Below are 25,107 nucleotides of genomic sequence, written 5' to 3' on the forward strand. Positions count from 1 at the left end.
AATTTAGTTCGTATTTACGATACTGCACCCAATCAAGGTCAAATTCATTCATATTTATGGTATATCATTATGAATAACACCGTAGTATTAGGCGATGTCACGCCACGCGTCTTGGATTTAATCCAAGCAAGGAAGATGAATGTTCTCATAGAAATATCTACACTATCTCTTGAGAGACTCTTTTTATCTCCCGAAGATAATGAGGCCACGAAAGCAAAGATTGCCATAGATAGTATCTTCAATAGGTTGTCAGAGATAGATAACATTATTTTCAATAAAATGCGTTGGTCTAATGTTAACTTCATTGAAGAATGCATTAAAATATTAAACACAATTCCAGAAACAAAAAACATATATTTTCAAGTTCAGTCCGATTGTTTAAATGAACAAGAACTGAAATTAAAAAGTCTAGTTCAAAGGAAAATACATGTCTTTTATGAGGATATTCCTAAGTCTTTGAAGATATTGGGGATGGATAATAATGATTCTAGAAAGATATCCCTTTCCATTCTTGGAAGCTGTGATTCAAGAGATACTGTGCGTATCTATGATGAAATTAACACCGCCAATGATGATGTTTACATCTCATCATATATCGCAAGAAACAGTATTGCCGCAGCAATAAGCCCTAGCATTGCTCACAGCAAAGATAGTTTAAACATTGACAGTCCATTTATAAAAAAATGTGTATCATTAGAGCTAAGTAAGACAGCTATTAAGGAAACTATAGCGTCCCTTAAGTCGAGCAACTATATTCTTCTGCTCGACTTTATGGATGAGCGTTTCGACTTAATGGAAGTTAATGGCTCACTAGCAACACTATCTTGGGACTATCGAAAAACACAGCACTACCAAAGCAATAAGAGTGGAAAAATAATACCATTCGATTCTCATGATAAAAAGATACAACTTGTGGAAGGCCTCAATAAACTAATTGAAGAATGCGCTAAAAAAATACCCATAAATAACATATTTATACTTGACCTACCCATGGCCAATCATTATATAGAGAATGGTGTTCTCGTTTCTTTTGATAATGATAAATATCAATTGGAAAGATTTAACATCTTCCTTAAAGAAATTATTTCTTTAATAAAAAAAACTATCACTGGAATAAATATCATTTCACCACCGTCCTGGATGATATATGGTGACAAAAGTCATCTCTGGGGTGCGCACCCCTATCATTATAATAAATTACTTTATTTGTACTCAGCCAGTGAAATATTTTCCAGAAGAGTGCAAGCTCAATGAATATAGTATTTTCAAGCCAAGGTTTAAAACTTAAAAAAATAATGATAGAAGCCATGTTGCATGGGCAAGAAAATATCTCTCACAGTGATGTATATGTCGGTTGGGGGAATAAACCGACGTCAATTAAACTCAAGCAAAAAGCTTTTGAAAACAAAAATAAATTTATTACTCTAGAAGATAGTTTTCTAGGCTACATAGGTCATCCAAGCCGTAAGGGGATCCCCCTTGGAATAGTGTTTGATGATGATGGGATTTATTATGATGCCCGGAGTCCAAGCCGTCTCGAACGACTCATCCCCCTCCCACTCGACATAGCACAAATGGCACGTGCAAAACGGGTGATAGCAAGTGTCGTCAAACACGGAATAACCAAATATAACCTCTACCCAAGCCTAGACGATTCAACGCAACTCCCGGCTTCACTGAAGCGCCGTTTTGATATGGATCTCCGTCCTCGAATTCTGCTGATCGATCAAGTAGCAGGGGATCTCTCGATTGTCGGGGCTATGGCTAACGAGCAGAGTTTTTTAGATATGGTGGAGGCCGCCAGAATACAGCATCCAGGCGCCCGCCTGCTGCTACGAACTCACCCCGATACCCGATTCGGTAAAAAGCGCGGTGCGCTGGCAAGTCTTAACCTACCTGATCTGGAGGTAGTGAGCGAGCAATGCCATCCTCACGCGCTGTTGCGCAAGGTTGATGCGATCTACACAGTGTCATCCCAAATGGGGTTTGAAGCGCTGTTATTGGGTAAACCGGTCTACTGCTTTGGCATACCCTTTTATGCTGGGTGGGGATTGACCCACGATGTGCTCTCATGTGAACGGCGTCACTCGGTCAGCCTGGAACAACTGGTTCATGCAGCTCTCATCACCTACCCACGTTATTACGACCCAGTGCTCGGAGAGCTATGTGAGGTTGAAGATGTGATTCGCTTGGTGGCAACACAACTCAAACCAGCTCCCCGCTGGCGCAGGCTCTATCTGGTGGGGTTCTCCTTGTGGAAACGTGCCTTTATGCAGGCCTTCTGCCAGCCCCTGGCCGAGGAACTCTGTTTTGTGCGCAGGCCGCCAAAACGGCTGACCGGGGATGAACAGGTGTTGGTATGGGGCAGTCGTTACCCCGAGCTCACCTCGGCCATTCGAGTAGAAGATGGCTTTATCCGCTCCAGGGGGCTTGGCTCCAACCTGTGTCGTCCCTCTTCCCTGTCGCTGGATCCGGTCGGGATCTATTTCGACAGCCGCAGCCCCAGCGGGCTCGAGCAACTGCTCAATTATCAGGAGCTGACCCAGTCACAGCTCGACCGTGGCGAGCAACTGCTCACCCTGCTGCGCGAAAACAAGGTGAGCAAATACAATGTCGGCGCCCCGGCGCACTTCACGCCTCCCGCCGATGGCCGCCCTCTGGTGCTGGTGGTGGGCCAGGTGGATGGGGATGCCTCCATCCTGACCGGCAGCCCGACCATTCGCAGCAACGAGCAGTTGCTGTGGGCGGTGCGCGCCGCCAAGCCAGAGGCCCACATCCTCTACAAACCCCACCCGGATGTGGTGGCGGGCAATCGAGCCGGGGCCATTTCTGCGGCCTGCCTGGCGGAGTGTGTGGACAGCCAGGTGCTGGATATCGGCCTGACCAGCCTCTATCCCCACGTGGACGAGCTGCACACCATGACTTCCCTGAGCGGCTTCGAGGCGCTGGTGCAAGGGGTCAAGGTGACGACCTGGGGCCAGCCCTTCTACAGCGGCTGGGGACTGACCACGGATGCCCATCCCCCGGCCCGGCGCCAGCGCTCGCTCCCCCTGGCGGCACTTGTCTATCTGACCCTGGTGGCCTATCCGCTCTATATCGATTGGCAGAGCGGACTCTGGATAAGTCCGGAGCAGTTGATCCGCCAACTGGCCGCGCAAGGCCAATCATCCGGCCGCAAGTCAAGCCACTGGCAGCGCTGGCAAGTCAAGCTGAGTTATCTGGCGCAGACCCTGCTGCAACGCCCCTCCCTTCCCCAGTTGATGAGATAAGTCGTACATGAAGATTTTGCTGCTGCAAGGACCGCTGGGCCCCTTCTTTCAGGCCCTCAGCCAGGCGCTTTCCGACGCCGGCCACGAGGTCTACAAGATCCATTTCAACGGGGGGGATGAGTGCTGGCGCTGCGTGGGCCATAGCGAACGCTTCACCGGCAAGCCGGATACCTGGAACACCTTCTTTCGCCGCTTCATCAAGCGCCATGGCATCGACAGCCTCATCTGTTACGGTGATTGCCGTTACTACCATCAGCAGGCCATCCGTATCTGCAAGCTGAAAAAAATCAGCGTCTGGGCCATGGAGGAGGGTTACCTGCGCCCCGACTTCGTGACCCTGGAGCAAGGGGGCGTCAATGCCTTCAGCCCCCTCTATGCCAAGCGTGACTCGCTGACCGAGATGACGTGGCCAGCGCCTTATGAGGCGCCGCTGAAGGTGGGCAAGACCTTCGCCTGCCGGGCCTGGTATGCCAGCCGCTACCACATCAACAAGAACCTGTTGCGCTGGCGCTACCCCCATTTCGTCAATCACAGGCCCTGGAGCCTCTATCAGGAGGCCAGGGGCTGGGTGGCTGGGGGCCTGGTGAAGTGGCAGCACAGATGGAGCGACCACTCCCTGCTCAAGTCCCTGCCCCGGCACAAGGGACATATCTTCTTCGTACCGCTGCAGGTCACCGAAGACTTTCAGATCCGGGAACATTCGGATTTGAGCGGGGTGGAAGAGATGGTCGCCCAGGTGATGAACTCCTTCGCCAAGCACGCCCGCCGCGAGGATGTCTTGCTGTTCAAGCACCACCCCATGGATCGGGGCTATGTCAGTTATCAATCCCAGATCAACCGATTGGTGACGCTGCTCGGGCTGGAAGGGCGGGTGTTCTATGGCTATGAATTGCCACTGCCCACCCTCTATCCGCTACTCAAGGGGGTCATCACCATCAACAGCACGGTGGGCCTCTCCGCCCTGCTGCACCAGGTGCCGACCTTCTGCATGGGGCGGGCCCTCTACGACCTGCCTGGGCTCACCACCCGGGGTACGCTGGCGAAGTTCTGGCACAAGCAGAGCCCGGTTTGCAGCGAGACCTTCGAGCGGATGCGCCAGTCATTGCTGCATCTGACCCAGCTCAATGCCAGCTTCTACCGTCATCTGGACATGGGTGCCATGGCCGTGGTGGAGAAGATACAGCAACACAATGTGCAGGCCCTCTCTGCCCAGAAGAGTCAACGCGCGGCAACACCTTCCGGCGTTGTCGGAGCCTTGGCCATCCTGAGCGCATTTTGCCTCCTGACCGAAGAGATAGTCACACCCGTGACCATGCTCTAAGCCATACCGAGCATAAGAAAGCCCGCGACTGCGGGCTTTTTTGTCTCTGGCTTTTTCATTTTTGTCATACGCTGCGGGGGCGCAGGTGGGCGTGCCAGCGGGCCTCCCACTTCTTGAACAGCCAGACGATGGCGAAGGTGAGCAGCATGTAGAGCAGGCCTGCGGTCAGGAAGGCCTCGAACGGGCTGTAGTAGCGGGAGTTGATGATCCGCGCCGCACCTGTCAGGTCGACTATGGTGATGATGCCCGCCACCGCCGAGCCCTGCAGCATGAAGATCACCTCGTTGCTATAGGCGGGCAGCGCACGGCGAAACGAGTTGGGCAGTATGATGCGGGTGAGGGTCTGCCAGCGGCTCATGCCAAAGGCATTGGCCGCCTCAATCTGCCCCTTTGGCATGTTCAGCACGGCGCCGCGCACTATTTCGGCGGTGTAGGCACCTGTGTTGAGGGTGAACGCCAGCAGGGCGCAGAACCAGGCCTCGGAGAAGAGCACCCAGGCGGGGCCGTTCTTGAGCCACTCCCACTGGGCGGCGCCGTAGTAGATGATGAACAGCTGCACCAGCAGCGGGGTGCCGCGGAAGAAGTAGATATATGCCCAGATCGGCCCCTTGATCAGCCAGTTGCGGCTGTTGCGCAAAATGCCCATGGGCACCGCCAGCATGAGGCCGAGCATGAGGGAGGCCGCCACCAGCCAGATGGTGGTGTAGAAGCCCTCCCAGTAGGTGGGCCACTCCTTGAGAATGATGGAGAAATCCATGGCTTACCTCGTCTTGATCGTGATGTAGATACGCTCGGCACTGACACCGCGACTATCACAGTAAACGAATGACTGCATCGAATACGGCATGGCTTACCTCGTCTTGATGGCGTAGTGACGTTCGGCCCACTTGAGCGCCGAGGTCGAGACCGCGGTGAAGATCAGGAAGATCAACGCCACCGCCATGTAGAAGGTAAAGGGTTGCTGGGTCGAGCCCGCCGCCAGGGACGCCTTTCGCACCATGTCATCGAGCCCGATGATGGAGACCAGGGCCGTGGTTTTCAGCAGTACCAGCCAGTTGTTGCCAAAGCCCGGCAGGGCGTGGCGCATCATCTGGGGGAAGAGGATCCGCACAAACACCTGGGTCGCCCGCATGCCAAAGGCGCGAGCGGCTTCCAGCTCTCCCTTGTCCACCGCCAGGATGGCGCCGCGGAAGGTCTCGGTCATGTAGGCGCCGAAGATGAAGCCTATGGTGGCGACCCCGGCCGCAAAGGGACTGATGTCGATGTAATCCGGCAGCAGGGAAACCCACTCCTGGTTCGGATTGCTCTCCAGCAGGTAGTTGTTGTAGGCCTCGTTGACCCAGGTACAGATCCCGTTGATCAGCACCTGGCCGCCGAAGAACAGTAGCATCATCAGCACCAGATCAGGGATGCCGCGAATGACGGTGGTGTAGGCGATCGCGATGCCGCGCGCCCACTTGTAGGGGGAGAGCTTGGCCAGTGCACCCAGCATGCCGAGCACCAGCGCCAGCAGCAGGGAAGCCAGCGCCACCTCCAGGGTGACCCAGGCCCCCTCCAGCAGGGAGGCTTCGTATCCTTTCAAATCAAACATATGCGGCTCCATTGCAACGCATTGAGCGGGCTTGCCCGTCCCAATATCCTTTCAAACCAAACACATGCAGCTCCATTGCAACTAAGCGGGCCCATCGCTCCCTTGCGAGAGACAACGGGCCCGGTGACTACTGACTAGGGTCAACCTGTCGTGATGATTCGCCGCAATCCCTTCGGCGGCTACCCGGGGTAGCGCGCCTGGGGGTTACTCGCCGTAAACGTCGAAGTCGAAGTACTTGTCGTTGATTTCCTTGTACTTGCCGTTGGCGCGCAGGGCCAGGATGGCGGCATTGAATTTCTCTTTCAGATCCTTGTCAGCCTTGCGTACCGCTATGCCGGCGCCCTCGCCAAACCACTTGGGATCGGTCAGTTTCGGGCCGACGAATTCGAAGGCATCACCACCCTCTTTCTTCAGCAGACCGTCGCTGATGGCGGCGGAGTCGGCCATCACATAGTCAACCCGGCCGGATTTCAGATCGAGATAGGCTTCGTCTGCGGTGCCGTAGCGCTTGATGGTGGCGTTGGGGAAGTTGTCGGTAATGTAGGTGTCCATGGAGGTGGCGCGCTGCACGGCTATGGTCTTGCCATCCATGAAGGCCTTGTCGAGCTGCACCTCGGTGCCTTTCTTGGCGGCGAAGCGGGCCGGAATGTGCTGGTACTTCTGGGTGAAGTCCACCTTCTTCTTGCGCTCTTCGGTGATGTCCATGGTGGCGATGATGGCGTCATACTTGCGTGACAGCAGCGCCGGAATGATGCCATCCCAGTCCTGCTTGACCAGGGTGCACTTCACCTTCATCTCTTCACACAGGGCGTTGGCGATGTCGATGTCAAAGCCTTTCACCTCGCCGCTCGGCTCGGTCCAGGAGAAGGGAGGATAGGCACCCTCAACCCCGATCCGAACCTCTTTCCACTCCTTGGCCATCAGGCTACCGGAACACAGGGCCGTCATCACGGCAGTCGCCAGCATCAGCTTGTTCATGTATCTCTCCTTGATAAACACGTCGATCGTTGAAAACGCAGAATATTGAACATACCGCTCCCCCATCAATAGATGGAAGAGATGAATTGTTTGAATCGCTCCGACTTGGGATGAGCGAAGATCTCCTTGGGATTACCCTCCTCCTCCACCCGCCCCTGGTGCAGGAACATCACCTTGTTGGAGACGTCACGGGCGAACGACATCTCGTGGGTGACCACCAGCATGGTGCGCCCCTCTTCGGCCAGCTCGCGCATCAGGCCGAGTACCTCGCCCACCAGCTCGGGATCGAGCGCCGAGGTGGGCTCGTCGAACAGCATCACCTCGGGCTCGACCGCCAGGGCACGGGCGATGGCGGCCCGCTGCTGCTGGCCGCCGGAGAGGTGACCGGGGTAGTAGTCGCGCCGCTCCCACAGGCCCACCCGGTTGAGCAGTTGCTCCGCCTTGGCGATGGCCTCGGCACGGGGCACCTTGAGCACCTGGATGGGGACTTCGATGATGTTCTGCATTATGGTCATGTGCGACCAGAGGTTGAAGCTTTGAAACACCATGGCCAGACGGCTGCGAATGCGCTCCACCTGACGCATGTCCTCGGGCAGGCGTTCACCGGCCCGATTGCTCTTCATGCGGATCAGCTCGCCATGGAGTGAGACCGTGCCGGAAGAGGGGGTTTCCAGCAGATTGATACAGCGTAGAAAGGTCGACTTCCCCGAACCCGAGGAGCCGATCAGGGAGATAACATCCCCCTTGCGGGCCGTCATATCGATGCCCTTGAGCACTTCGTGGGTGCCAAAATACTTGTGCAGTTCACGAACTTCCAGTGCGGCAACGTCGCTCATCCATTACAACCTTGTCTGTCCCTAGACGCCGCTACGGCGTGACTCCACCATCGCAGATTTAACAAAAAGTTAACCGATGGCAACCTTCAGCGAAAATATCATTCAGGTAGTTAAAAAACAATACAGAACCGAGGTATTTAGTGGTTTATCTGTATTTTTATTGGCCTTGGCGGTATTTTTCAGCACTTTGTCTGCATAAAATCCGCTTTGCGCCATCTCTGGGATACCGCCTTTTTATACCCGGAACGCACCAGTAGCAAGAAGATTCAGCCATTTCAGTCAGAAGCCATTCAGAGTCACTTTATTCACCCCGCCTCGGCCGAACAAAACGCACTTTTTTCGAAATGGAATTGATTTTATTGGCGATGACGACCCGAGGACAGAGGGCTCAGGGAAGGCGGCCTCGCCATGCAAAAGTAACAAACCGATAAAAAAAGGGTCGAATGAAGCATACAAAATCATGGATTTATGACTCTTGGCCAAAAAGTAGTGGTAATGTGTCGTTTTCCCAGTTTTGTGACCGAGGCCCCAATGTTGCTGAATGTGTTGCTGATCCTGCTGCCGCTGGTGATTGGCTATCTTGTCCCCCTCTCCTCCACCCGGCTCATCAAGCTGATCAATCAGTCGCTGGGCAAGATGGTCTATCTCATCCTGTTCCTGATGGGGCTGGGGCTGGCCTATGTGGAGAACCTCGGCAGCAACCTGGCGGTGATCTTCAAGGTGGCCGGGGTGATGCTGGCCGCCATCACCGCCTGCAACCTGCTGGCACTCTGGTGGCTGGACAGACGCAGCCCCCCCACCCATGAGGCGAGCGACGCCAAGATGCCGAGCAAGCTGCATCTGTTGTGGGAGTCCCTCCAGCTCTGCTTCGTGGTGCTCGGCGGCGTGTTGCTGGGGCTGCTGGTGGACTTGCGCGCCCTGCCCATCGACAAATGGAGCGAGTGGGCCCTGATGCTGTTGCTACTGCTCATCGGCATCCAGATGCGCAACTCCGGCATGCGGCTGCGCCAGATCCTGCTCAACCCCTGGGGCATGAAGATAGCCGCCACCGTCATCCTCAGCAGCTGGCTCGGCAGCCTGCTGGCGGCCCAGTTGCTGGGGATGCCCTCTAGCCACGCCCTGGCGCTCGCCTCCAGCTTCGGCTGGTATTCGCTGTCGGGCATACTGGTGGCCGACAAGCTGGGGCCCGTGCTCGGCTCCGCCGCCTTCATCAACGATCTGGGGCGCGAGCTCATCGCCATCCTCATCATTCCGGTGCTGATGCGTCGCCACCCCTCCGCCGCCATCGGCTATGGCGGCGCCACCGCGCTCGACTTCACCCTGCCGGTCATCCAGAAATCCGGCGGCATCCAGGTGGTGCCGGTGGCCATCGTCTCGGGCTTTATCCTGAGCCTGCTCGGCCCCATCCTGATCCTGGGCTTCCTCGCTATCTGAGCCTGGCGCGACCACTCAGGTGGAAAAAAGCCCGGCAGCAGTGCCGGGCTTTTCGTTTACTGACGGGCGCACACTGGCTCAGGTTCGCCATTGACCGCCGCTCATCACCCTCTCGATGGCGAGGCTCCCCGGCGCTATCAGCAGCAGATCCGCATCCTGCCCCACCCCTATCACCCCCTTGCCCGCCAGCCCCAGGGCCCGCGCCGGATTGGCCGTGACCACCCCCAGGGCGACCTCGAGCGACACCCCGAGGGCGCAGGCGCGGACGCACTCCTGCCACAGGCTGGCAATCTGGCCGCAGCGCATCTCCACAAGGCGCCCCTCGCCGTCAAATCGCGGCAGGCTGGCGTTGGCATCCGAGCTGAAGCTGATGCGATCGGCAGGCACCCCGGCCGCTAGCAGCGCCACCAGCGCCTCTGCCGCCAGTTGCTCGCCATCGTCCAGCAGCTCAGGGAAGCTCGAGGTGGTGAGATCTATCCAGCCCCCCACCCTGCCCCAGTCGATGGCCTCGGCAAAGAGCCAGGGGTTGCGGTTGCAGTGGGTGGGATAGAGTTGGCGCAGGGGGATGTCGGTGCCATCGCGCAGGGCCCGCAGCGGCGCCAGGGCCCCGCGGCCGTCCCCGACGTGGAAGAAGCTGACCCCGCTCTTGCACGCAAGCAGCCCGGCCACCCGCGCCTCGCTCACCAGCCGTGCCAGCTCGTCATGAGTCGGCGCACTGGATCTGTGATCGCTGATGGCCAGCTCCCCCACCCCCAGCACCTCGGGGATCAGCATGATGTCCGACTCCACCCTGCCGGTGAGGGTCTTGACCGGCAGGTGATAGGAGCCGGTATACATGTAAGCACTCACCCCGGCGGCGCGAAACTCGCGCACCTTGCCGAGCACCTGGGCCGGGGTGCGGGTCAGGCTGTCGGTGCCGAGCGCCGCCACCAGGGTGGTGACACCCGCCGCCAGGGCCTCCCCCGCCGCGAGTTCAGGGGTGCGAAAGGCAAAGCCGCCCTCCCCACCGCCCCCCGTGATATGGGCCAGGGGATCCACCAGCCCGGGCACCAGGTAGCGGCCACGGCCGTCGACGCGCACCAGCGGCCAGTCAGGGGGGACAGTCAGCCCCTTGCCCAGCCAGGCGATGCGGCCGTCGGCCACCAGCAGATCCTGCTGGCCGAGCGGGGCCGGGCTATGAATTTCCGCACCCTCGATCAGGGTCAACATGGGCATCTCCTTGTTTCATCACCGCTTGCTGCGAAAAAAGAGAGGGAGCAAGCTCCCTCCCCCCCATCAACCACCATAAATATCGTACTTGAAGTACTTCTGGTTGATCTCCTGATACTTGCCATTGGCCCGCAGGGCCTTGATCGCCTCGTCCAGCTTGGCCTTGAGATCCTGATCGCCCTTGCGTACCGCAATTCCCATGCCGTCACCAAACCACTGGCGATCGGTCAGGGCCGGCCCCACATACTCGAACTTGTCCCCGCCCGCCTTGCTGAGCAGCCCCTGATCGATGGCCGAGGCGTCGGCCAGCAAGGCCAGCACACGGCCCGCCTTCAGATCGAGATAGGCCTCATCGGCATTGCCGTAACGCACTATGGTGACGTCGGAGCCAAAGTTATCCGTCAGGTACTTGTCGTGGGTGGTGGCGCGCTGCACACCTATGCGCTTGCCTGCCATCCCCGCCGGGGTCAGCTCCAGCGTTGTGCCCTTGGCCGCCACGAAGCGGTTGGGGATATGGGCATATTTGGCGGTGAAATCCACCTTCTTGCGCCGCTCGTCGGTGATCGACATGGCGGCGATGATCCCGTCGTATTTGCGCGACAGCAGGGCCGGGATCATGCCGTCCCAGTCCTGCGCCACCAGCTCGCACTTGACGGCCATCTGCTGGCACAGGGCATTGGCGAGATCGATGTCAAAGCCCTTGATCTCCCCCGACGCATCGGTCCAGGAGAAGGGAGGATAGGCGCCCTCCACACCGAAGCGCACGGTTTTCCACTCCTTGGCCATGACGGGGGTGGTGAGCAGGCAGGCAGCAAAGAGGGCTGACAGGGTCAGTTTGGTATTCATCATGAGTACTCCATTACATAGAAAGCGCACAGGCGCGGTCAAGGCATCGCAAGCGTGGGCAGGCGATAGCCAACAAACGGCAAAACGCGGATGAGCGAGATCACGCCCCCATGGGTATCAATGATCGACAGGTATCAATGATCGACGGGCGTCAATGAGCTGCTCCGGGGCCTCGATCTATTCGTCGAACCACTCGGAGAGGTAGAAAGGCTTGAAGTAGAAGGCCAGAAAAAAGCCTCTGGCTTTGCGCATCATGATGGTTTGTCGCGTCCTGTGACAAAGATGAAAGCCACCTTAGCACGCCCCAAATTTGCCCTGCAAGAGGGGCTTGCAGGGCCATCGCAAAATCCTGACCATGGCCAACAGAACCAGGATCCTCTAGGCTCTGAGCACCTTGTCATCGACCTGCAAACGACCCTGATCCCATGAACTACCTGGCGCACCTCCATCTGGCGGCCCACACCCGAAGCTCCCTCACCGGCAACCTGCTGGGGGACTTCGTCAAGGGGCCACTGCCCACTGGCCTCGCGGCCCCCTTCGATGAGGGGATCTGGCTGCACCGCAAGATAGATGCCTTCACCGATGCCCACCCCGAGCACAGGGCGGCGGTCGCCTGCTTCGAGGCACCCTGGCGCCGCTTTGGCGGCATTGTGGTGGACATGCTCTACGACCACTGGCTGAGCCACCACTGGCAGCAATTCAGTCAGGATCCCCTGCCCCGCTTCCTGCAGCAGAGCTATGGCCAGCTGCTGGCGGATCACGCCCGCCTGCCGGATGGGCTGCCCATGGCCCTCAAACGGATGGCCGAGCAGGACTGGATCGCCTCCTACGGACGCCGGGAGGGACTGGGTCAGGCCCTCAACGGCATAGGCCGGCGCCTGCGTCGTCCCCTGCTGCTGGGGGAGGCGCTCCATACCCTGGATGAGGGCCGCTGGCGCGACTGTGAACTGGGGTTTCTGCGTTTCTATCCCGAGGTGATGCGCTTTAGTGAGGGACAACTCACCCACTACCGCGCGGGCCAGGACGAAGCAGGCTCAGGACAATGAAAAACGCCCCGAGCGGGGCGTTGAGAGGGCGATATTACTGCACTTCATCCTTTTTCTTGCGGATGCTGAGACCCAGCTCACGGCCGCGTTGGCGGGCGTAATAGATGGTGCCGATGAAGGCCAGGGTGGTGAACACCAGCTCCACCACCGCCAGCCACCGCTCCCCTTCATCCGTGGTGATGAGCGTCAGGGCGTGGAGGAAGTAGGGCATCAGCACGAAGTTGCCCCAGGCATGGGTGTAGGGGTTGCCCTGCACTATGCCCTTCAGGGGGAACAGCAACGGCACAGTCCAGATCACCGGCAGCAACCAGGGGTTGAGATCCGGGTGGGGCGAGAGCCACAGATGCCAGAGCAGGACCCAGGCCAGCAGGCCAAAGAAGCCGACCAGGGTCAGCAGGCGCGCGAAGCGGGTGCTCACTTGAGGATCTCCAGCACCAGCTCGGGCGGGCGGCCGATGCGGGCCTGACCATTCTTGATGACGATGGGGCGCTCGATGAGCTTGGGATGCTGGTGCATGGCGCGAATGAGGGCATCGCCGTTCACATCAGCCAGCCCCAGCTCCTTGTAGAGATCTTCCTTGGTGCGCATCAGCTGGCGCGGATCGGCAAAGCCCAGCTGGCCCAGCAGGGTGCGGATATCATCCTCGCTCGGCGCCTGTTCCAGATAGAGCACCACCTCGGGGGCTACCCCGTGCTGTTCCAGCAAGGCCAGGGTTTCACGGCTCTTGGAGCAGCGCGGGTTGTGATAGATTTGGGTCTCGCTCATGGTAACTCCCTGATATTGCAAGATGGGACAACAAATGGCGCTATTGTAGGGGAAACGGATGGGCAGGGTAAGCGGGAGGGCTGTGGAAATGAAACGAATATGTTGGCTTATTGTGGCCGCCCTGCTGGGGGCCTGCACGCCGGCCCCCCAGTTCATCGACGGGGCGGGCAAAAAACTCAGCCTGAGCGCCCTGACGGGCAAGCCGCTGCTGGTCAACTACTTCGCCCCCTGGTGCGCCCCCTGCCTGCGGGAGATGCCCCTGCTCGCAACGCTGCACCGGGAGGGGCAGATAGGGGTGATCGCCATCAACTATGATCCCGCCTCCCCCGGCGAGCTGGCCGAGCTGGCCCGCCGCCATCAGATAGCCGTGCCCCTGATGGTCCCCCTCGATGAGGCCGGCCTCCCCTTCCCAAGGCCTGGCGCACTGCCCACCAGCTACCTGCTCGATGACAAGGGGCAGTTGCAAAAGACCCTGGTGGGGGAGCTCGATGAGCACAAGCTCGCCGCCCTCCGGGCCTGGGCCGCCACACAAGCTTCCTCGGCACGGCCCTGATGGCCCCATGACGACACGGGGTGCACCATCTCTGGTGCACCCCGTTGCATGCAGGCGTGGTCAGCCGGACTAGCCCTTCAGGCTGTCCAGATCCTTCTTCGCCCGCTCCAGCTGGGTGATGCGCGCCTCTATGCGGGCCAGGGTCAGCTTGTCGCTGGTGGTGCCACGGGCCACGATCAGCTCGTCGATGGCCGCCTGGTAGTCACCGCGCAGGGAGAGGGTCTCCGCCCGCGCCATGTGCAAGTCCGTCATCCTTCCCGCCTTGCGATAGGCATCCGACAGTAGGCTCCAGGCCAGGCTGTTCTCGTCGTGCTCCCGGGCGTAAGGATCCAGGATGGCGATGGACTTCTTGTAGTTGCCCGCCTCCAGATAGGCGTTGCCGAGGTTGACCACCACCACCTCGTTGTCCGGCATCCGGGTGCGGAAGCGCTCCAGCCGGGCGATGGCCTGGGCGCTGCGCCCCTTGGCGAGATCGATGTCGGTCAGGGCATCCACCACGAAGAGATCTTCCGGATGGCGGGCGGCCAGACTCTGCATCAGGGTATCGGCCTCGTCGGTGCGCTTGAGCTGCAGCAGGGCCAGCGCCTTGCCATAGGTGGCGGCGTCTTTGAGCGGGTAGTCCCCCTTCTGCAGGCGGCTGTCGAAGTAGGTGAGCAGCGCCTGGGGGCTCTCTGTGCCATAGCGCACCTGGATGCGCACCTTGGCCAGCCAGAAGTCGAGGCTGGGGGGCAAGGCGCGGCGACCATAGCTGTTGGCACGGGCGCGGGCTTCGCTGATCCGGGTCTCCGGCAGGGGGTGAGTGAGCAGCATCTCGGGCGGCTTGCTGGCGTAGCGGTACTCCGCCGCCAGTTTCTGGAAGAAGCTGGCCATGCCCATGGGATCGAAACCTGCGTCATAGAGCGTCTTCATGCCGATGCGGTCAGCTTCGTACTCGTTGTCACGGGTATAGTTGATGGCCGACTGCATGGAGAGCCCGAGGGTGGTCTGCAGCGCGGCTATACCTGCGGTGGGGTTGATCACCGCCAGCGCAATGGAGCCCACCAGACCGGCCAGAGTCATGGCCGAGCTGCTCGCCTGTGCCTCCATGTAACGGGCTATGTGGCGCTGGGTCACGTGGGTGATTTCGTGAGCCAGCACCGAGGCCAGCTCGCTCTCGTTGTCGGCGTAGAGGAAGAGGCCGGTGTGCACCTTGACCCGCCCGCCGAGGAAGGCGGCCGCGTTGATGCTGGGATCATTGATGAGGAAGAAGGTAAAGGGGAAACGCACCCCGTCGGCATTGGTGAGCAGGCGCTGACCCAGATCGTCGATGTATTCGCTCAGCACGGGGTCATCGATGATGGGCAAACCCGCCCGGGCAAACCGCATGAAGGCATTGCCATAGCGCACTTCCTGCTCGATGGGCAGGGCGGCAACCCCGGCGGTGCCGATGTCGGGCAGCTGGTTGTTCGCCTGAGCCTGAAAGGTCGCGCTCATCAGGGATATCAGCAGGGGAAGCGATGCCATCAAGGGGGAAAAACGGGCCACAGTGTTTCTATCTCCATCAGAAGGGGCTCGGGCAGAATACCCTTGCCCATCAAGGCCCACAAGCGTTGTTTCATACTGGTATCACGGCCATAATGACCACCACGCACGCGATGGAATCCTCATGGAACAGCTCGACCTGACCCCCTGGCGTTGTCCCGAGCCGCTGATCCGGCTCAAGCTCTGGTTGCGCCAGGCAAGACCCGGCCAATCCCTGCACCTCATACTGGGGGATGCCGGCTCCCGGCAGGACATTCCGGCCTACCTGCAACGCCTGGGCCACAGCGTCCGTCCCCTGGAGGAGTCCGCCGCCCGCCTCTCCCTGCTGCTCGTGGTCGGGAGCCGGCCATCATGATGTCGCCAGGCCCCGGGCTGCCCCTTTCCATCCTGATGACACGGTAAAAAACCAAGGAAGCCTCGATGTTAGATGTATTGAAGCGCTGGTATCAGACCCGTTTTTCCGACCCCGATGCCGTTGCCCTGTTCCTGCTGCTGGTGTTCTGCTTCGCCGTGCTCTGGCTGTTCGGCGATCTGCTGGCCCCCCTGCTGGTGGCCGTGGTGATGGCCTATCTGCTGGAGTGGCCGGTCAGCCGCCTGCAACGCACCGGACTCTCCCGCCCCCTGGCCACCAGCCTGGTGCTGCTGCTGTTTCTCTCTGTGACCACCATGATGCTGCTGGGGCTCATCCCCACACTGGTGAGCCAGGGGGTCAACCTCGCCAAGGAGGCGCCCTCCATGCTGGCCCATGCCCAGGACGCGGTGCGCACCCTGCCGGAAAAATACCCCGAGATAGTCGACGTCAGCCTGGTCGAAACCATCATAGACAACATTCGCCAGCGCATTCTGGCCGGGGGGGAGCAGCTGGTGAGCGCTTCCCTCAGCTCCCTCATCAACGTGGTGGCCATCCTCATCTACGCCATCCTGGTGCCTCTGATGGTGTTCTTCATGCTCAAGGACAAGCAGGTGCTGATGGGCGGCCTGCGCCGCTTCCTGCCCCGCAATCGCACCCTGGTCAACCGGGTCTGGGTGGAGATGAACGACCAGATCATCAACTACATCCGCGGCAAGGTGATCGAGATCCTCATCGTCGGGGTGGCGACCTACATCCCCTTCGCCCTGATGGGGCTGCGCTACTCGGTGCTGCTGGCGGTGGCGGTCGGCTTCTCCGTGCTCATCCCCTACATAGGGGCGGTGGCGGTGACTGTGCCCGTCGCCATGGTGGCCCTGTTCCAGTGGGGGCTGACCCCGGACTTCGCCTGGCTGATGGTGGCCTATCTGGTCATTCAGGCGCTGGACGGCAACCTGCTGGTGCCCCTGCTCTTCTCCGAGGCGGTCAACCTGCACCCTGTGGCCATCATCATCGCCGTGCTGGTGTTTGGCGGGCTCTGGGGATTCTGGGGAGTCTTCTTCGCCATTCCCCTGGCGACCCTGGTGAAAGCTGTGCTCAACGCCTGGCCCAAGCGGGACGAGACGCCCCGCCCTACCCCCTGATGAGAAGAGAGGCTTTCGCCTCTCTTTTTTATTACCGCGAACTCATCGACCACGGACTCAGTTCCCGCCTGAATCCAGCTGCAGCACAACGACGCTATCGACTTGAATTTCAAATAAAAACAGGCTTCACTGACAAGGCCATCGGCAGTATGCTCTGCCAGCCCCGACTCTGAAGGATCAGTCCATGTCCCCTGTTCGCCCCCTGCACAGCGCCGCGCTTGGCGCGCTCCTGACCCTGCTGTTCGCGACCCCGGCTCAGGCCGAGGTCGATCTCGGCTCCCTCGATATCTTCGTGCAGGACAGCCCCACCAGCCCGGTGCCCAAGGGACTGGTGCTGGGTGGCGCCGTCATCGGTGGCGATGCCCGCTATCAGGGCCAGGATGACACAGCCCTCGCAATACCGGGTTTCATCTACTTCGGCGAGCAGTTCATGTTCCTCGGGGACAGGGCCCGCTACTACTTTCACAAGGATGACAGTTTCGCCGCCTACGGGTACGGCAGGATGCGCTTTGGCAACCTGGATCCCGACGATGCCCCCGAGCTGGCCGGCATGGAACCGCGCAAGTGGGAGCTGGAAGGGGGCATAGGCGCCAGCCTCATCACCCCCTATGCCCTGCTCAGCACCCGCCTCAGCACTGACGTGACCGGGCGCAGCAACGGCCAGGAGCTGCTGCTGTGGGCCGACTTCCCCATATTGCGGGACAGACTGCTCATCATGCCTGGCATGGGGATGATGATCCGCAGCGACAAGATGGCGAACTACTACTTTGGCGGCGTCTCGGGGGGCGAGGCCACGGGGCTGCGCCCAGAGTGGGACACGGGCACCACCCTCTCACCCATGGCGGCCATCATCACCAGCTACCGTTTCAGCCCCCACTGGATCGGCATGTTTGCCGCCAACTACGAGCTCTACGACGACGACATCGCGGACAGCCCCATAGTCCAGCACAAGGGGGAGCTCTACGCCGGCTTCGCCGTGGGTTACATCTGGTAGCCCCGCTGCCAACCAACAAGAAGGGAGCCCATGGCTCCCTTCTTGTTTGATGTGGTTAGCACGGCAAGGGGCCATCACAGGGTGGCCAGAAACTCGGCCAGGGTCCGGTTGACGAACTCGGGGTTCTCCAGGGTCGAGATGTGGCCCGCGGCCGGGATCTCCTTGAAGGGGCAGGCCAGTGCCTCGGCCATCAGATAGCCCTCCAGCACAGGGCGCGCCTTGTCCTCGCAGCCTGTCATCACCAGGCTCGGCACGTCCATCTCTTCGAGCCACTCGATGCGATCCTCCCGGGTCACGAAGCTGCGCCCCACCGCCACCAGGCTAGCCACCTGATCCGCTGGCCAGCTGGCGAGGCGTGCCTTGAAGCCGCTCATCAGGGCGGGATCCGGCTCATGGGCAAAGAACAGCGGCGCCACCTGATCGATGACGGGGGCCGGCAGACTGCCAAGCTGCTCTATCATGGCCAGCATGCCGAGGTAGCGCTCACAGGGGATCTGGGGCTCCCAGCCAACGAAGGTGTCCATCAGCACCACACCCTTGAGCCGCGCCGGGGCCATCCTGACCAGCTCCACGCCCCACATGCCGCCAATCGACAGCCCCACCAGCACACACTCCTCTATGTCGAGGGCATCGAGCAGGGCCAGGTGATCCCGGGCCAGGGTCTCAAGGGAGCAAGGGCCCTCCGGCAAAGAGTCTGAATCCCCGTGGCCCCAGAGCTCGGGCACTATGCAGCGATAGCTACCCTTGAGCGCCTCTACTTGCGGTGCCCACATGGCACTGTCCCACAGGTAGCTGTGGCCAAAGAGCAGCACAGGGCCCTGCCCCTCGTCCAGATAGGCCATGCGGCGGCCCGCTATCTCCATAAAATGCTTCATGTTATCTCCTGTTGCCGGCTGCCGATGATGAGACGGCAGTGCAAATCGCCATACATGGCTTGATGTTTTTTCTGTTGCCAGCTGCTGATGATGAGACGGCAGTATCAATCGCCATAAATTGCCTCATGTTTTCTTCTGTTTTGCTGGCAGCGATGGGGCGGCAGTGTAACACGCCGGCCTTGGCAGTGGCGCCTCCCTGGTGCAAGCTGGGATGACGCACAGAAAGGACTCAAACAGGAGAAGATCATGCCGAAGGAAAAGAGCAAGAAACGCCCGCGCCTGGACAAGAAAACCTATGAGCACCACCTCACCCAGCTGCAGGAGGAGCTGGTCAAGCTGCAGGAGTGGGTCAAGCAGGAGGGGCTCAAGGTGGTGGTGCTGTTCGAGGGACGCGACGCCGCCGGCAAGGGGGGCGTCATCAAGGCGATCACCGAGCCCCTCAACCCCCGGGTCTGCCGGGTCACCGCCCTGCCAGCCCCCTCGGACCGGGAGCGCACCCAATGGTACTTCCAGCGCTATGCCGCCCACCTCCCGTCGGCAGGCGAGATGGTGCTGTTCGATCGCTCCTGGTACAACAGGGCCGGGGTGGAGCGGGTGATGGGCTTTTGCACCGACGCCGAATACCGCGAGTTTCTCCGTGCCTGCCCCGAGTTCGAGCGGATGCTGACTCGCTCAGGCATCACCCTCATCAAGTACTGGTTCTCGGTCAGTGACGAAGAGCAGGAGAAGCGCTTCAAGGAGCGCATCAACACCCCCATCAAGCGCTGGAAATTCAGCCCCATGGACTTGCAGTCCCGCTCCCGCTGGGTGGAGTACTCCCGCGCCAAGGATGACATGTTCACCTACACGGATACCGAGGACAGCCCCTGGTTCGTGGTCGATGCCGACGACAAGCGCCGCGCCCGCCTCAACTGCATCGCCCACCTGCTCGGCAAGGTGCCCTACGAGGCTATCCACTACGAGCCCATCAAGCTGCCCCCCATCAAGACCGAGGGCTATGAGCGCCCGCCCCTGGCCAGCCAGAACTTCGTGCCCGACATCACCGCCGAGCTCTAAGCCTTCACCCCGGCACCCCGCCTGCCCGGTTTCCCACACGGCAGGCAATAAAAAGCCGGTCATTCGACCGGCAAAAAGGCATTGAATACTATGGAAACCTGCACAACAACACCATCAGGTGCGGATATATCTGGCGGTACGGGGGAACGCCTGCTCCTTGTCATCGAACAGGTAGCAGGCCTCGGCCGGAATGCCGACGCTGTACTCCTGACCCGTGGCCACGTCCACGTCTGAGCTGGCCTTGACGGTGAAGTCGTGGCCATCCACGTCCATGTAGACGAAGGACTCGGCCCCCAGGTGCTCTGCCACCTGGACTATGCCGCTCACCTTGCTGTCGGCGTGGGCGTGATCCAGCGGCACCAGGTGCTCGGGACGAATGCCCAGCTCCACCTTGTCACCGACAGCGCCGCTGCGGGCATCGACCCGGGCACGCACTGTGTCGCCGGAAGTCAGCTTGACCACGCACTCCTGCTCGCCTATCTCCAGCAGCTCCCCCGCCAGGAAGTTCATCTTGGGTGAGCCGATGAAGCCCGCCACGAACTTGTTGTCCGGGTTGTGGTAGAGCTCGAGCGGCGTGCCGAACTGCTCCAGGTTGGTGGTCGCCTCGCCCTTGAGCGGGCTCAGCACCACGATGCGGTTGGCCAGGGTCATGGCCTCCACCTGATCGTGGGTCACGTAGATGATGGTGGAGTTGAGCTCCTTGTGCAGCTTGGCGATCTCGATGCGCATCTTGACCCGCAGGGCGGCATCCAGGTTGGACAAGGGTTCGTCAAACAGGAACACCTGGGGTTGCTGCACTATGGAGCGACCTATGGCCACCCGCTGGCGCTGACCGCCGGAGAGCGCCTTGGGCTTTCTGTCCAGCAGGGGTTCGAGACCCAGGATCTCGGCGGCACGCATCACCCGCTTGTGGATGTTCTCCTTGTCCATCTTCTTGAGCTTGAGGCCGAAGGCCATGTTCTCGTAGATGTTCATGTGCGGGTAGAGGGCGTAGGACTGGAACACCATGCCCACGTTGCGCTCCACCGGCGGCACGTCGTTCATGTAACGACCGCCTATGGTCAGCTCACCGCTGGTGATGTCCTCCAGACCTGCGATCATCCGCAGCAGGGTGGACTTGCCACAACCGGACGGACCGACGAAGACGATGAACTCCCCTTCCTTGATGGCCAGGTTGATGTTGCGCAGCGTGTCCTTGTGGACAGCCGGATCGTAGTTTTTGCGAACGTTGTTGAGTACTACTTCAGCCATGACGAGCTCCGCTCTGAAATCTGTGCAAATCGTGATAGTCGGGGGAGCACTCCCCCGGCCATTAAAACCTTAACCTTTCACACCGCCTGCGGTGAGACCACCAACTAACCAGCCCTGTGATTGACCATCAGGAACACTTTGGTGCTGGCTGCGTGGCGCCACTTAACCTTTCACACCGCCCGCGGTGAGGCCACCGACCAACCAGCGCTGCGCCATGAGGAACACCACTGTGATGGGCAGGCCGGACAGCACGGCGGCGGCGGCGAAGTCACCCCACAGATAGTTCTGCGGATAGAGGTATTGCTGGGCACCGACCGCCAGGGTCAGGTTGTTCACATCCTGCAGCAGGATGGAGGCCACGGGCACCTCGGTGATGGAGCCGATGAAGGCCAGAATGAAGACCACCGCCAGAATGGGCACCGACAGGGGCAGCAGGATCAACCTGAATGCCTGCCAGGGGGTCGCCCCATCGATGGCCGCCGCCTCCTCCAGGGAAGAGTCTATGGTCTCGAAGTAGCCCTTGATGGTCCAGACGTGCAGCGCTATGCCGCCCATGTAGGCCAGGATCAGGCCGCCGTGGGTGTTGAGACCCAGCCAGGGGATGTAGTCGCCAATCTTGTTGAACAGCGCATAGATGGCCACCAGCGCCAGCACCGCCGGGAACATCTGGAAGATCAGCATCCCCTGCAAGATGGTCTGCTTGCCACGGAACCGCAGACGGGCAAACGCATAGGCACAGGTGGTGGAGAGCACCACTATCATCAGGGCCGTGATGCCCGCGATCTTGATGGAGTTCCACAGCCAGGTCAGCACAGGGAACGGCGGTGGCGTTATGCTGCCATCGGCGTTGGTGATGGACATGCCAAGCGCCAGCTTCCAGTGATCCAGGGTCGGGTTGGAGGGGATTATCTCCCCCACCGAGAAGTTGCCGTTACGGAACGAGATGGCGATGACCATGATCACCGGGAAGATGATCAGCGCCAGGAAGCCCCACATGACCAGGTGGGTTGCCCACACCCGGTATTTCACTGATTTGGGTTGTACGATAGCCATTGAGAAGCCTCCTTACAGCTTGTCCGCTTTGGACAATTTCAGGTTGAGCAGTGCAAGCGCGCCGACGATCAGGAAGATGGCGGTGGCGATGGCACTGGCCAGACCGTAGTCCTGACCACCCGAGCCCTGGAACGCGATCCGGTAGGTGTAGTTCACCAGCAGATCCGTGGTCCCGGCCGGGGTACTGGCCCCTATGATGTCCGGCGCCCCGTTGGTCAACAACTGGATAAGCACGAAGTTGTTGAAGTTGAAAGCAAAGGATGCAATCAACAGGGGGGTCAGCGGCTTCATCAGGAGCGGCACTGTGATCTTGAAGAAGTTCTGTACCGGACCCGCACCGTCCATGGCAGACGCCTCATAGAGATCTTCCGGGATGGCCTTGAGCAGGCCCATGCAGAGGATCATCATGTAGGGGTAGCCGAGCCAGGTGTTGACGATGAGGATCATCACCTTGGCCAGGAAGGGGGTGGTGTACCAGTCCGGCTTGATGCCGAACGCCGCTTCCAGGAACAGGTTGATCTCGCCGAAGTTCTGGTTGAACAAGCCCTTGAACACCAGGATGGAGATGAACGCCGGTATCGCATAGGGCAGGATCAGCATGACCCGGTAGAAACCGCGCCCCCTGAGCTGCTCCCACTGCACCAGACAGGCCATCACCATGCCGATGGCCAGGGTGAAGGCCACGGAACAGGCGGAGAAGATCACGGTCCAGACGAAGATCTGCATGAAGGGACCCTGGATACCCGGGTCTGTCATGATGCGGACGAAGTTCTTCCAGCCCACGCTCACCACGAAGCCAGGGGCCATGCCCTTGCCGACGAAGTGACCGTCAGCATCTATGTACTGATAGAAGCCGGTATCACCGTTGGGCAGCATCAGCTCGCCGTTCTGGTTGTCCCGCAGCAGGTTGCCGTCCTTGATAACGACACCGGACTTGAGCACGGCCCCGTCAACCAGCTGGGTATACAGCGGCTTTTGCGCCGCAAACTTGCGCAGGCTGCTCAGGGTCAGGTGGATGTTGCCATCCGGCAGCACCAGATCCAGGGCGCTCAGGTGAGTGCGGTGATCGACGATGGCACGTATGGGTGCCGCCTGGTCGAGCGCTTCCCCGTTCAGGGGTTGCAGCTGAACAACCTGTGGCTCGTCACGGACCCGTCCTTCACGGACGGCCAGGGTACGCGCCTTGTTGTTCAGCAGGGTAAGGGGTTGACTGATAAAGGATTGGTCGTCCTGTTGCAGCAGCAGCTGAAACTGATTGTTCTCACCACCCAGGAGGGTGAAATCGAATTCACCGCCAGTCACCTTATAGATTTTTTTCAGATGGAAATCCCGTGCCTGCTCGAGAGAGAGCAGGTTGGCACCCGAGTAGTTGGTGAAGGCGATGCCGATCGTGTAGGCAAGAGGGAAGATGATAAAAACAACCATGCCTGCCACACCGGGGAAGATATAGCGGTGGGCATAGGTCTTCTTGTTCATGAAGACATAGAGACCGACAGAAACGACCACCAGATCGAGCAGGGCAAACACCCACTCGCCGCTGGCATACATCATCACGGCCGCATAACCATTAAGCACTGCAATCAGTGCCGCCATGGTCCACTTCAGCCAGACGTACTTGTCTTTCTTCGGACCGGCATAGGATTCGATAGAAGGTACAACTTCCATGCCAATTAACCTTTATTGCGCCAAGAGAGATTAGAGAGAGTGGGAGGCCCGAAGGCCTCCCTGGTGCTAGCTTACTGGACGATGCGCTTGGCAGCGGTATCCAGGGCTTCGTCAACGCTCTGACGGCCAGAGGTGACGTTCTTGAGGGCTGTTTCGAAGGAAGACCAGAAACGGCTCATCTCAGGCACGGACGGCATCGGCTCGCCATTCTGGGCGTTCTGCATAGTCGCCTTGATGTTGGCATCGGATTCCAGCGTCTTCTGGAAGGACTTCAGTGCCACGGCGCCCAGCGGCTTGTCGGCGTTCACCGGTGCCAGACCGGCGTCGGTCAGCAGGTAGTTTTCCAGGAACTCGATGGCCAGATCCTTGTTCGGGCTGGCGGCGTTGATGGTGGCACCCAATACGCCAACGAAGGCTTTGGCCGGCTTGCCGTTCAGGGTCGGCAGCGGCGCTACGCCGTACTTGATGCCGCTCTTGTCCAGGTTGCTCCAGGCCCAGGGACCGTTGATCATCATGGCCACTTCGCCCTTGTTGAACTTGGCATCCATGACACCGTAGTCGATGCCCTTCTCCAGGTGACCGGACTTGATCATCTCGGAGATGTAGCCCACACCGGCCTTGGCGCCTGCGTTGTTCACGCCGGTGTCTTTCACGTCATAACCGGTAGCGGTCTTCTTGAAGGCATAACCACCGTTGGCAGCCACCAGGGGGTAGCTGAAGTAGGGGGTGTCATAGGCCCACATGATGGCGCGCTTGCCACTCTTCTTCAGCTCTTCGTCGATCTTGGCGATCTCTTCGAAGGTCTTGGGCGGGTTGGGCAACAGATCCTTGTTGTAAATCAGGCTGACGGCTTCGACCGCGACCGGGTAGCCATAGGTCTTGCCATCGACTGCCATGGCGTCCCAGGCGAACTGCTCGAACTTGGCCTTGGTGGCGGCGTTCGGCGTCACTGGCACCAGCAGACCGGCCTTGACCCACTCACCATAGCGGTCGTGAGCCCAGAAGAAGATGTCCGGGCCGTTGCCGGTGGCGGCGGCTTGCTGGAACTTCACTTCTACCTGGTCCGGGTGCGCAACGGTCACCTTGATGCCGGTCTCGGCTTCAAACTTCTTGCCTACTTCGGCCAGGCCGTTGTAGCCCTTGTCACCGTTGATCCAGATGGTCAGCTGACCTTCGTCAATCGCAGCAGTGGCTGAGCAAGCCACACCCAGGGTAGCCAGACCGATCAGGGATGACAGCAATTTCTTTTTCATGAGCCTTTCCTTGTATTAGTTCCGCGCTGTAAGAGCATTGTGTGCGAGATGAATATTATCCCAAGCCTGCAACGCCTCACATGACACGCCTCGCATTTTT

At 59.6% G+C, this 25,107-nt stretch carries 24 protein-coding genes; 10 read left to right on the forward strand and 14 right to left on the reverse strand.

Translation table 11 applies throughout. From position 1 onward, the window contains the following. The first annotated feature begins 69 nt into the window (after positions 1-69). The 3 genes from Aeroheme_RS13360 to Aeroheme_RS13370 are packed head-to-tail and all read left to right on the forward strand — an operon-like array spanning position 70 to position 4,590. Positions 70-1,254 (forward strand): DUF6270 domain-containing protein, encoded by a 1,185-nt coding sequence (locus Aeroheme_RS13360; RefSeq protein ID WP_411166013.1) that lies wholly within the window; start codon positions 70-72, stop codon positions 1,252-1,254. Between the two features lie 41 nt (positions 1,255-1,295). Beyond that, positions 1,296-3,269 carry a capsular polysaccharide biosynthesis protein gene (locus tag Aeroheme_RS13365; protein ID WP_411167249.1) on the forward strand — a complete coding sequence of 658 codons (1,974 nt, stop codon included), beginning with the start codon at positions 1,296-1,298 and terminating at the stop codon, positions 3,267-3,269. Between the two features lie 7 nt (positions 3,270-3,276). Further along, positions 3,277-4,590, forward strand: a complete 1,314-nt coding sequence (locus Aeroheme_RS13370) for a capsule biosynthesis protein (protein WP_411166014.1) — start codon at positions 3,277-3,279, stop codon at positions 4,588-4,590. Between the two features lie 64 nt (positions 4,591-4,654). Here Aeroheme_RS13370 and Aeroheme_RS13375 read toward each other — a convergent pair whose 3' ends face one another. From Aeroheme_RS13375 to Aeroheme_RS13390, 4 genes are all read right to left on the reverse strand, one after another. Continuing rightward, positions 4,655-5,347, reverse strand: coding sequence for an ABC transporter permease (locus Aeroheme_RS13375; protein WP_042649365.1), 693 nt, complete (start codon positions 5,345-5,347; stop codon positions 4,655-4,657). A gap of 93 nt (positions 5,348-5,440) precedes the next feature. Further along, a complete protein-coding gene (locus Aeroheme_RS13380) occupies positions 5,441-6,181 on the reverse strand; it encodes an ABC transporter permease (protein WP_411166015.1) in 741 nt (246 codons plus the stop codon). A 204-nt stretch (positions 6,182-6,385) separates the two neighbouring features. Then, positions 6,386-7,159 (reverse strand): ABC transporter substrate-binding protein, encoded by a 774-nt coding sequence (locus Aeroheme_RS13385; RefSeq protein ID WP_042649367.1) that lies wholly within the window; start codon positions 7,157-7,159, stop codon positions 6,386-6,388. Between the two features lie 65 nt (positions 7,160-7,224). Next, positions 7,225-7,995: an ABC transporter ATP-binding protein gene (locus Aeroheme_RS13390; RefSeq protein WP_025326493.1), complete on the reverse strand. Its 771-nt coding sequence runs from the start codon at positions 7,993-7,995 to the stop codon at positions 7,225-7,227. Positions 7,996-8,526: 531 nt separating this feature from the next. On the opposite strand from Aeroheme_RS13390, the gene Aeroheme_RS13395 reads away from it, so the two are divergent. Then, complete coding sequence (locus Aeroheme_RS13395) at positions 8,527-9,429, forward strand: lysine exporter LysO family protein (protein WP_106887262.1); 903 nt, start codon at positions 8,527-8,529, stop codon at positions 9,427-9,429. Between the two features lie 78 nt (positions 9,430-9,507). Here the strand turns inward: Aeroheme_RS13395 and iadA are convergent, their stop codons facing one another. Together iadA and Aeroheme_RS13405 are read right to left on the reverse strand one after the other, a co-directional pair. Further along, positions 9,508-10,638, reverse strand: a complete 1,131-nt coding sequence (gene iadA / locus Aeroheme_RS13400) for a beta-aspartyl-peptidase (RefSeq protein ID WP_411166016.1) — start codon at positions 10,636-10,638, stop codon at positions 9,508-9,510. A 66-nt stretch (positions 10,639-10,704) separates the two neighbouring features. Next, positions 10,705-11,487, reverse strand: coding sequence for an ABC transporter substrate-binding protein (locus Aeroheme_RS13405; protein ID WP_106887264.1), 783 nt, complete (start codon positions 11,485-11,487; stop codon positions 10,705-10,707). Positions 11,488-11,909: 422 nt separating this feature from the next. On the opposite strand from Aeroheme_RS13405, the gene Aeroheme_RS13410 reads away from it, so the two are divergent. Next, positions 11,910-12,530: an ACP phosphodiesterase gene (locus Aeroheme_RS13410; protein WP_411166017.1), complete on the forward strand. Its 621-nt coding sequence runs from the start codon at positions 11,910-11,912 to the stop codon at positions 12,528-12,530. A gap of 34 nt (positions 12,531-12,564) precedes the next feature. Here Aeroheme_RS13410 and Aeroheme_RS13415 read toward each other — a convergent pair whose 3' ends face one another. Both Aeroheme_RS13415 and arsC read right to left on the reverse strand, forming a co-directional pair. After that, on the reverse strand, positions 12,565-12,948 hold the full coding sequence (locus Aeroheme_RS13415; RefSeq protein WP_411166018.1) for a DUF2069 domain-containing protein: 384 nt from the start codon (positions 12,946-12,948) through the stop codon (positions 12,565-12,567). Beyond that, a complete protein-coding gene (gene arsC / locus Aeroheme_RS13420) occupies positions 12,945-13,295 on the reverse strand; it encodes an arsenate reductase (glutaredoxin) (RefSeq protein ID WP_139746228.1) in 351 nt (116 codons plus the stop codon). The genes Aeroheme_RS13415 and arsC overlap by 4 nt, the downstream gene beginning before the upstream one ends. A 58-nt stretch (positions 13,296-13,353) precedes the next feature. Here arsC and Aeroheme_RS13425 point away from each other — a divergent pair, with 58 nt between their 5' ends. Further along, positions 13,354-13,848: a TlpA family protein disulfide reductase gene (locus tag Aeroheme_RS13425; protein ID WP_411166019.1), complete on the forward strand. Its 495-nt coding sequence runs from the start codon at positions 13,354-13,356 to the stop codon at positions 13,846-13,848. Between the two features lie 69 nt (positions 13,849-13,917). Here the strand turns inward: Aeroheme_RS13425 and Aeroheme_RS13430 are convergent, their stop codons facing one another. Beyond that, positions 13,918-15,372 carry a M48 family metalloprotease gene (locus Aeroheme_RS13430; protein WP_353852474.1) on the reverse strand — a complete coding sequence of 485 codons (1,455 nt, stop codon included), beginning with the start codon at positions 15,370-15,372 and terminating at the stop codon, positions 13,918-13,920. 121 nt (positions 15,373-15,493) lie between these two features. On the opposite strand from Aeroheme_RS13430, the gene Aeroheme_RS13435 reads away from it, so the two are divergent. From Aeroheme_RS13435 to Aeroheme_RS13445, 3 genes are all read left to right on the forward strand, one after another. After that, positions 15,494-15,724 (forward strand): sulfurtransferase TusA family protein, encoded by a 231-nt coding sequence (locus Aeroheme_RS13435; RefSeq protein ID WP_106887269.1) that lies wholly within the window; start codon positions 15,494-15,496, stop codon positions 15,722-15,724. A gap of 65 nt (positions 15,725-15,789) precedes the next feature. Beyond that, positions 15,790-16,860 (forward strand): AI-2E family transporter, encoded by a 1,071-nt coding sequence (locus Aeroheme_RS13440; RefSeq protein WP_106887270.1) that lies wholly within the window; start codon positions 15,790-15,792, stop codon positions 16,858-16,860. A 184-nt stretch (positions 16,861-17,044) separates the two neighbouring features. After that, positions 17,045-17,854, forward strand: coding sequence for a MipA/OmpV family protein (locus tag Aeroheme_RS13445; RefSeq protein WP_408793587.1), 810 nt, complete (start codon positions 17,045-17,047; stop codon positions 17,852-17,854). Between the two features lie 74 nt (positions 17,855-17,928). On the opposite strand, the gene Aeroheme_RS13450 is transcribed toward Aeroheme_RS13445, so the two are convergent. Further along, positions 17,929-18,729, reverse strand: a complete 801-nt coding sequence (locus Aeroheme_RS13450; RefSeq protein WP_262109430.1) for an alpha/beta fold hydrolase — start codon at positions 18,727-18,729, stop codon at positions 17,929-17,931. Between the two features lie 246 nt (positions 18,730-18,975). On the opposite strand from Aeroheme_RS13450, the gene ppk2 reads away from it, so the two are divergent. Then, the gene (gene ppk2 / locus Aeroheme_RS13455) at positions 18,976-19,785 is read left to right on the forward strand and encodes a polyphosphate kinase 2 (protein WP_290070475.1); all 810 of its coding nucleotides are present in this window, start codon (positions 18,976-18,978) and stop codon (positions 19,783-19,785) included. 114 nt (positions 19,786-19,899) lie between these two features. Here ppk2 and Aeroheme_RS13460 read toward each other — a convergent pair whose 3' ends face one another. From Aeroheme_RS13460 to malE, 4 genes are all read right to left on the reverse strand, one after another. Further along, the gene (locus tag Aeroheme_RS13460) at positions 19,900-21,036 is read right to left on the reverse strand and encodes an ABC transporter ATP-binding protein (RefSeq protein ID WP_139751571.1); all 1,137 of its coding nucleotides are present in this window, start codon (positions 21,034-21,036) and stop codon (positions 19,900-19,902) included. 162 nt (positions 21,037-21,198) lie between these two features. Further along, positions 21,199-22,089, reverse strand: a complete 891-nt coding sequence (gene malG / locus Aeroheme_RS13465; RefSeq protein ID WP_025326477.1) for a maltose ABC transporter permease MalG — start codon at positions 22,087-22,089, stop codon at positions 21,199-21,201. A 12-nt stretch (positions 22,090-22,101) separates the two neighbouring features. Next, positions 22,102-23,754 carry a maltose ABC transporter permease MalF gene (malF, locus tag Aeroheme_RS13470; RefSeq protein ID WP_106887276.1) on the reverse strand — a complete coding sequence of 551 codons (1,653 nt, stop codon included), beginning with the start codon at positions 23,752-23,754 and terminating at the stop codon, positions 22,102-22,104. A 71-nt stretch (positions 23,755-23,825) separates the two neighbouring features. Further along, positions 23,826-25,007: a maltose/maltodextrin ABC transporter substrate-binding protein MalE gene (gene malE, locus Aeroheme_RS13475; RefSeq protein ID WP_106887277.1), complete on the reverse strand. Its 1,182-nt coding sequence runs from the start codon at positions 25,005-25,007 to the stop codon at positions 23,826-23,828. Positions 25,008-25,107 lie beyond the last annotated feature (100 nt).

Source organism: Aeromonas sp. DSM 116730 (genome assembly GCF_046581335.1).
Lineage (GTDB): Bacteria > Pseudomonadota > Gammaproteobacteria > Enterobacterales > Aeromonadaceae > Aeromonas > Aeromonas rivipollensis.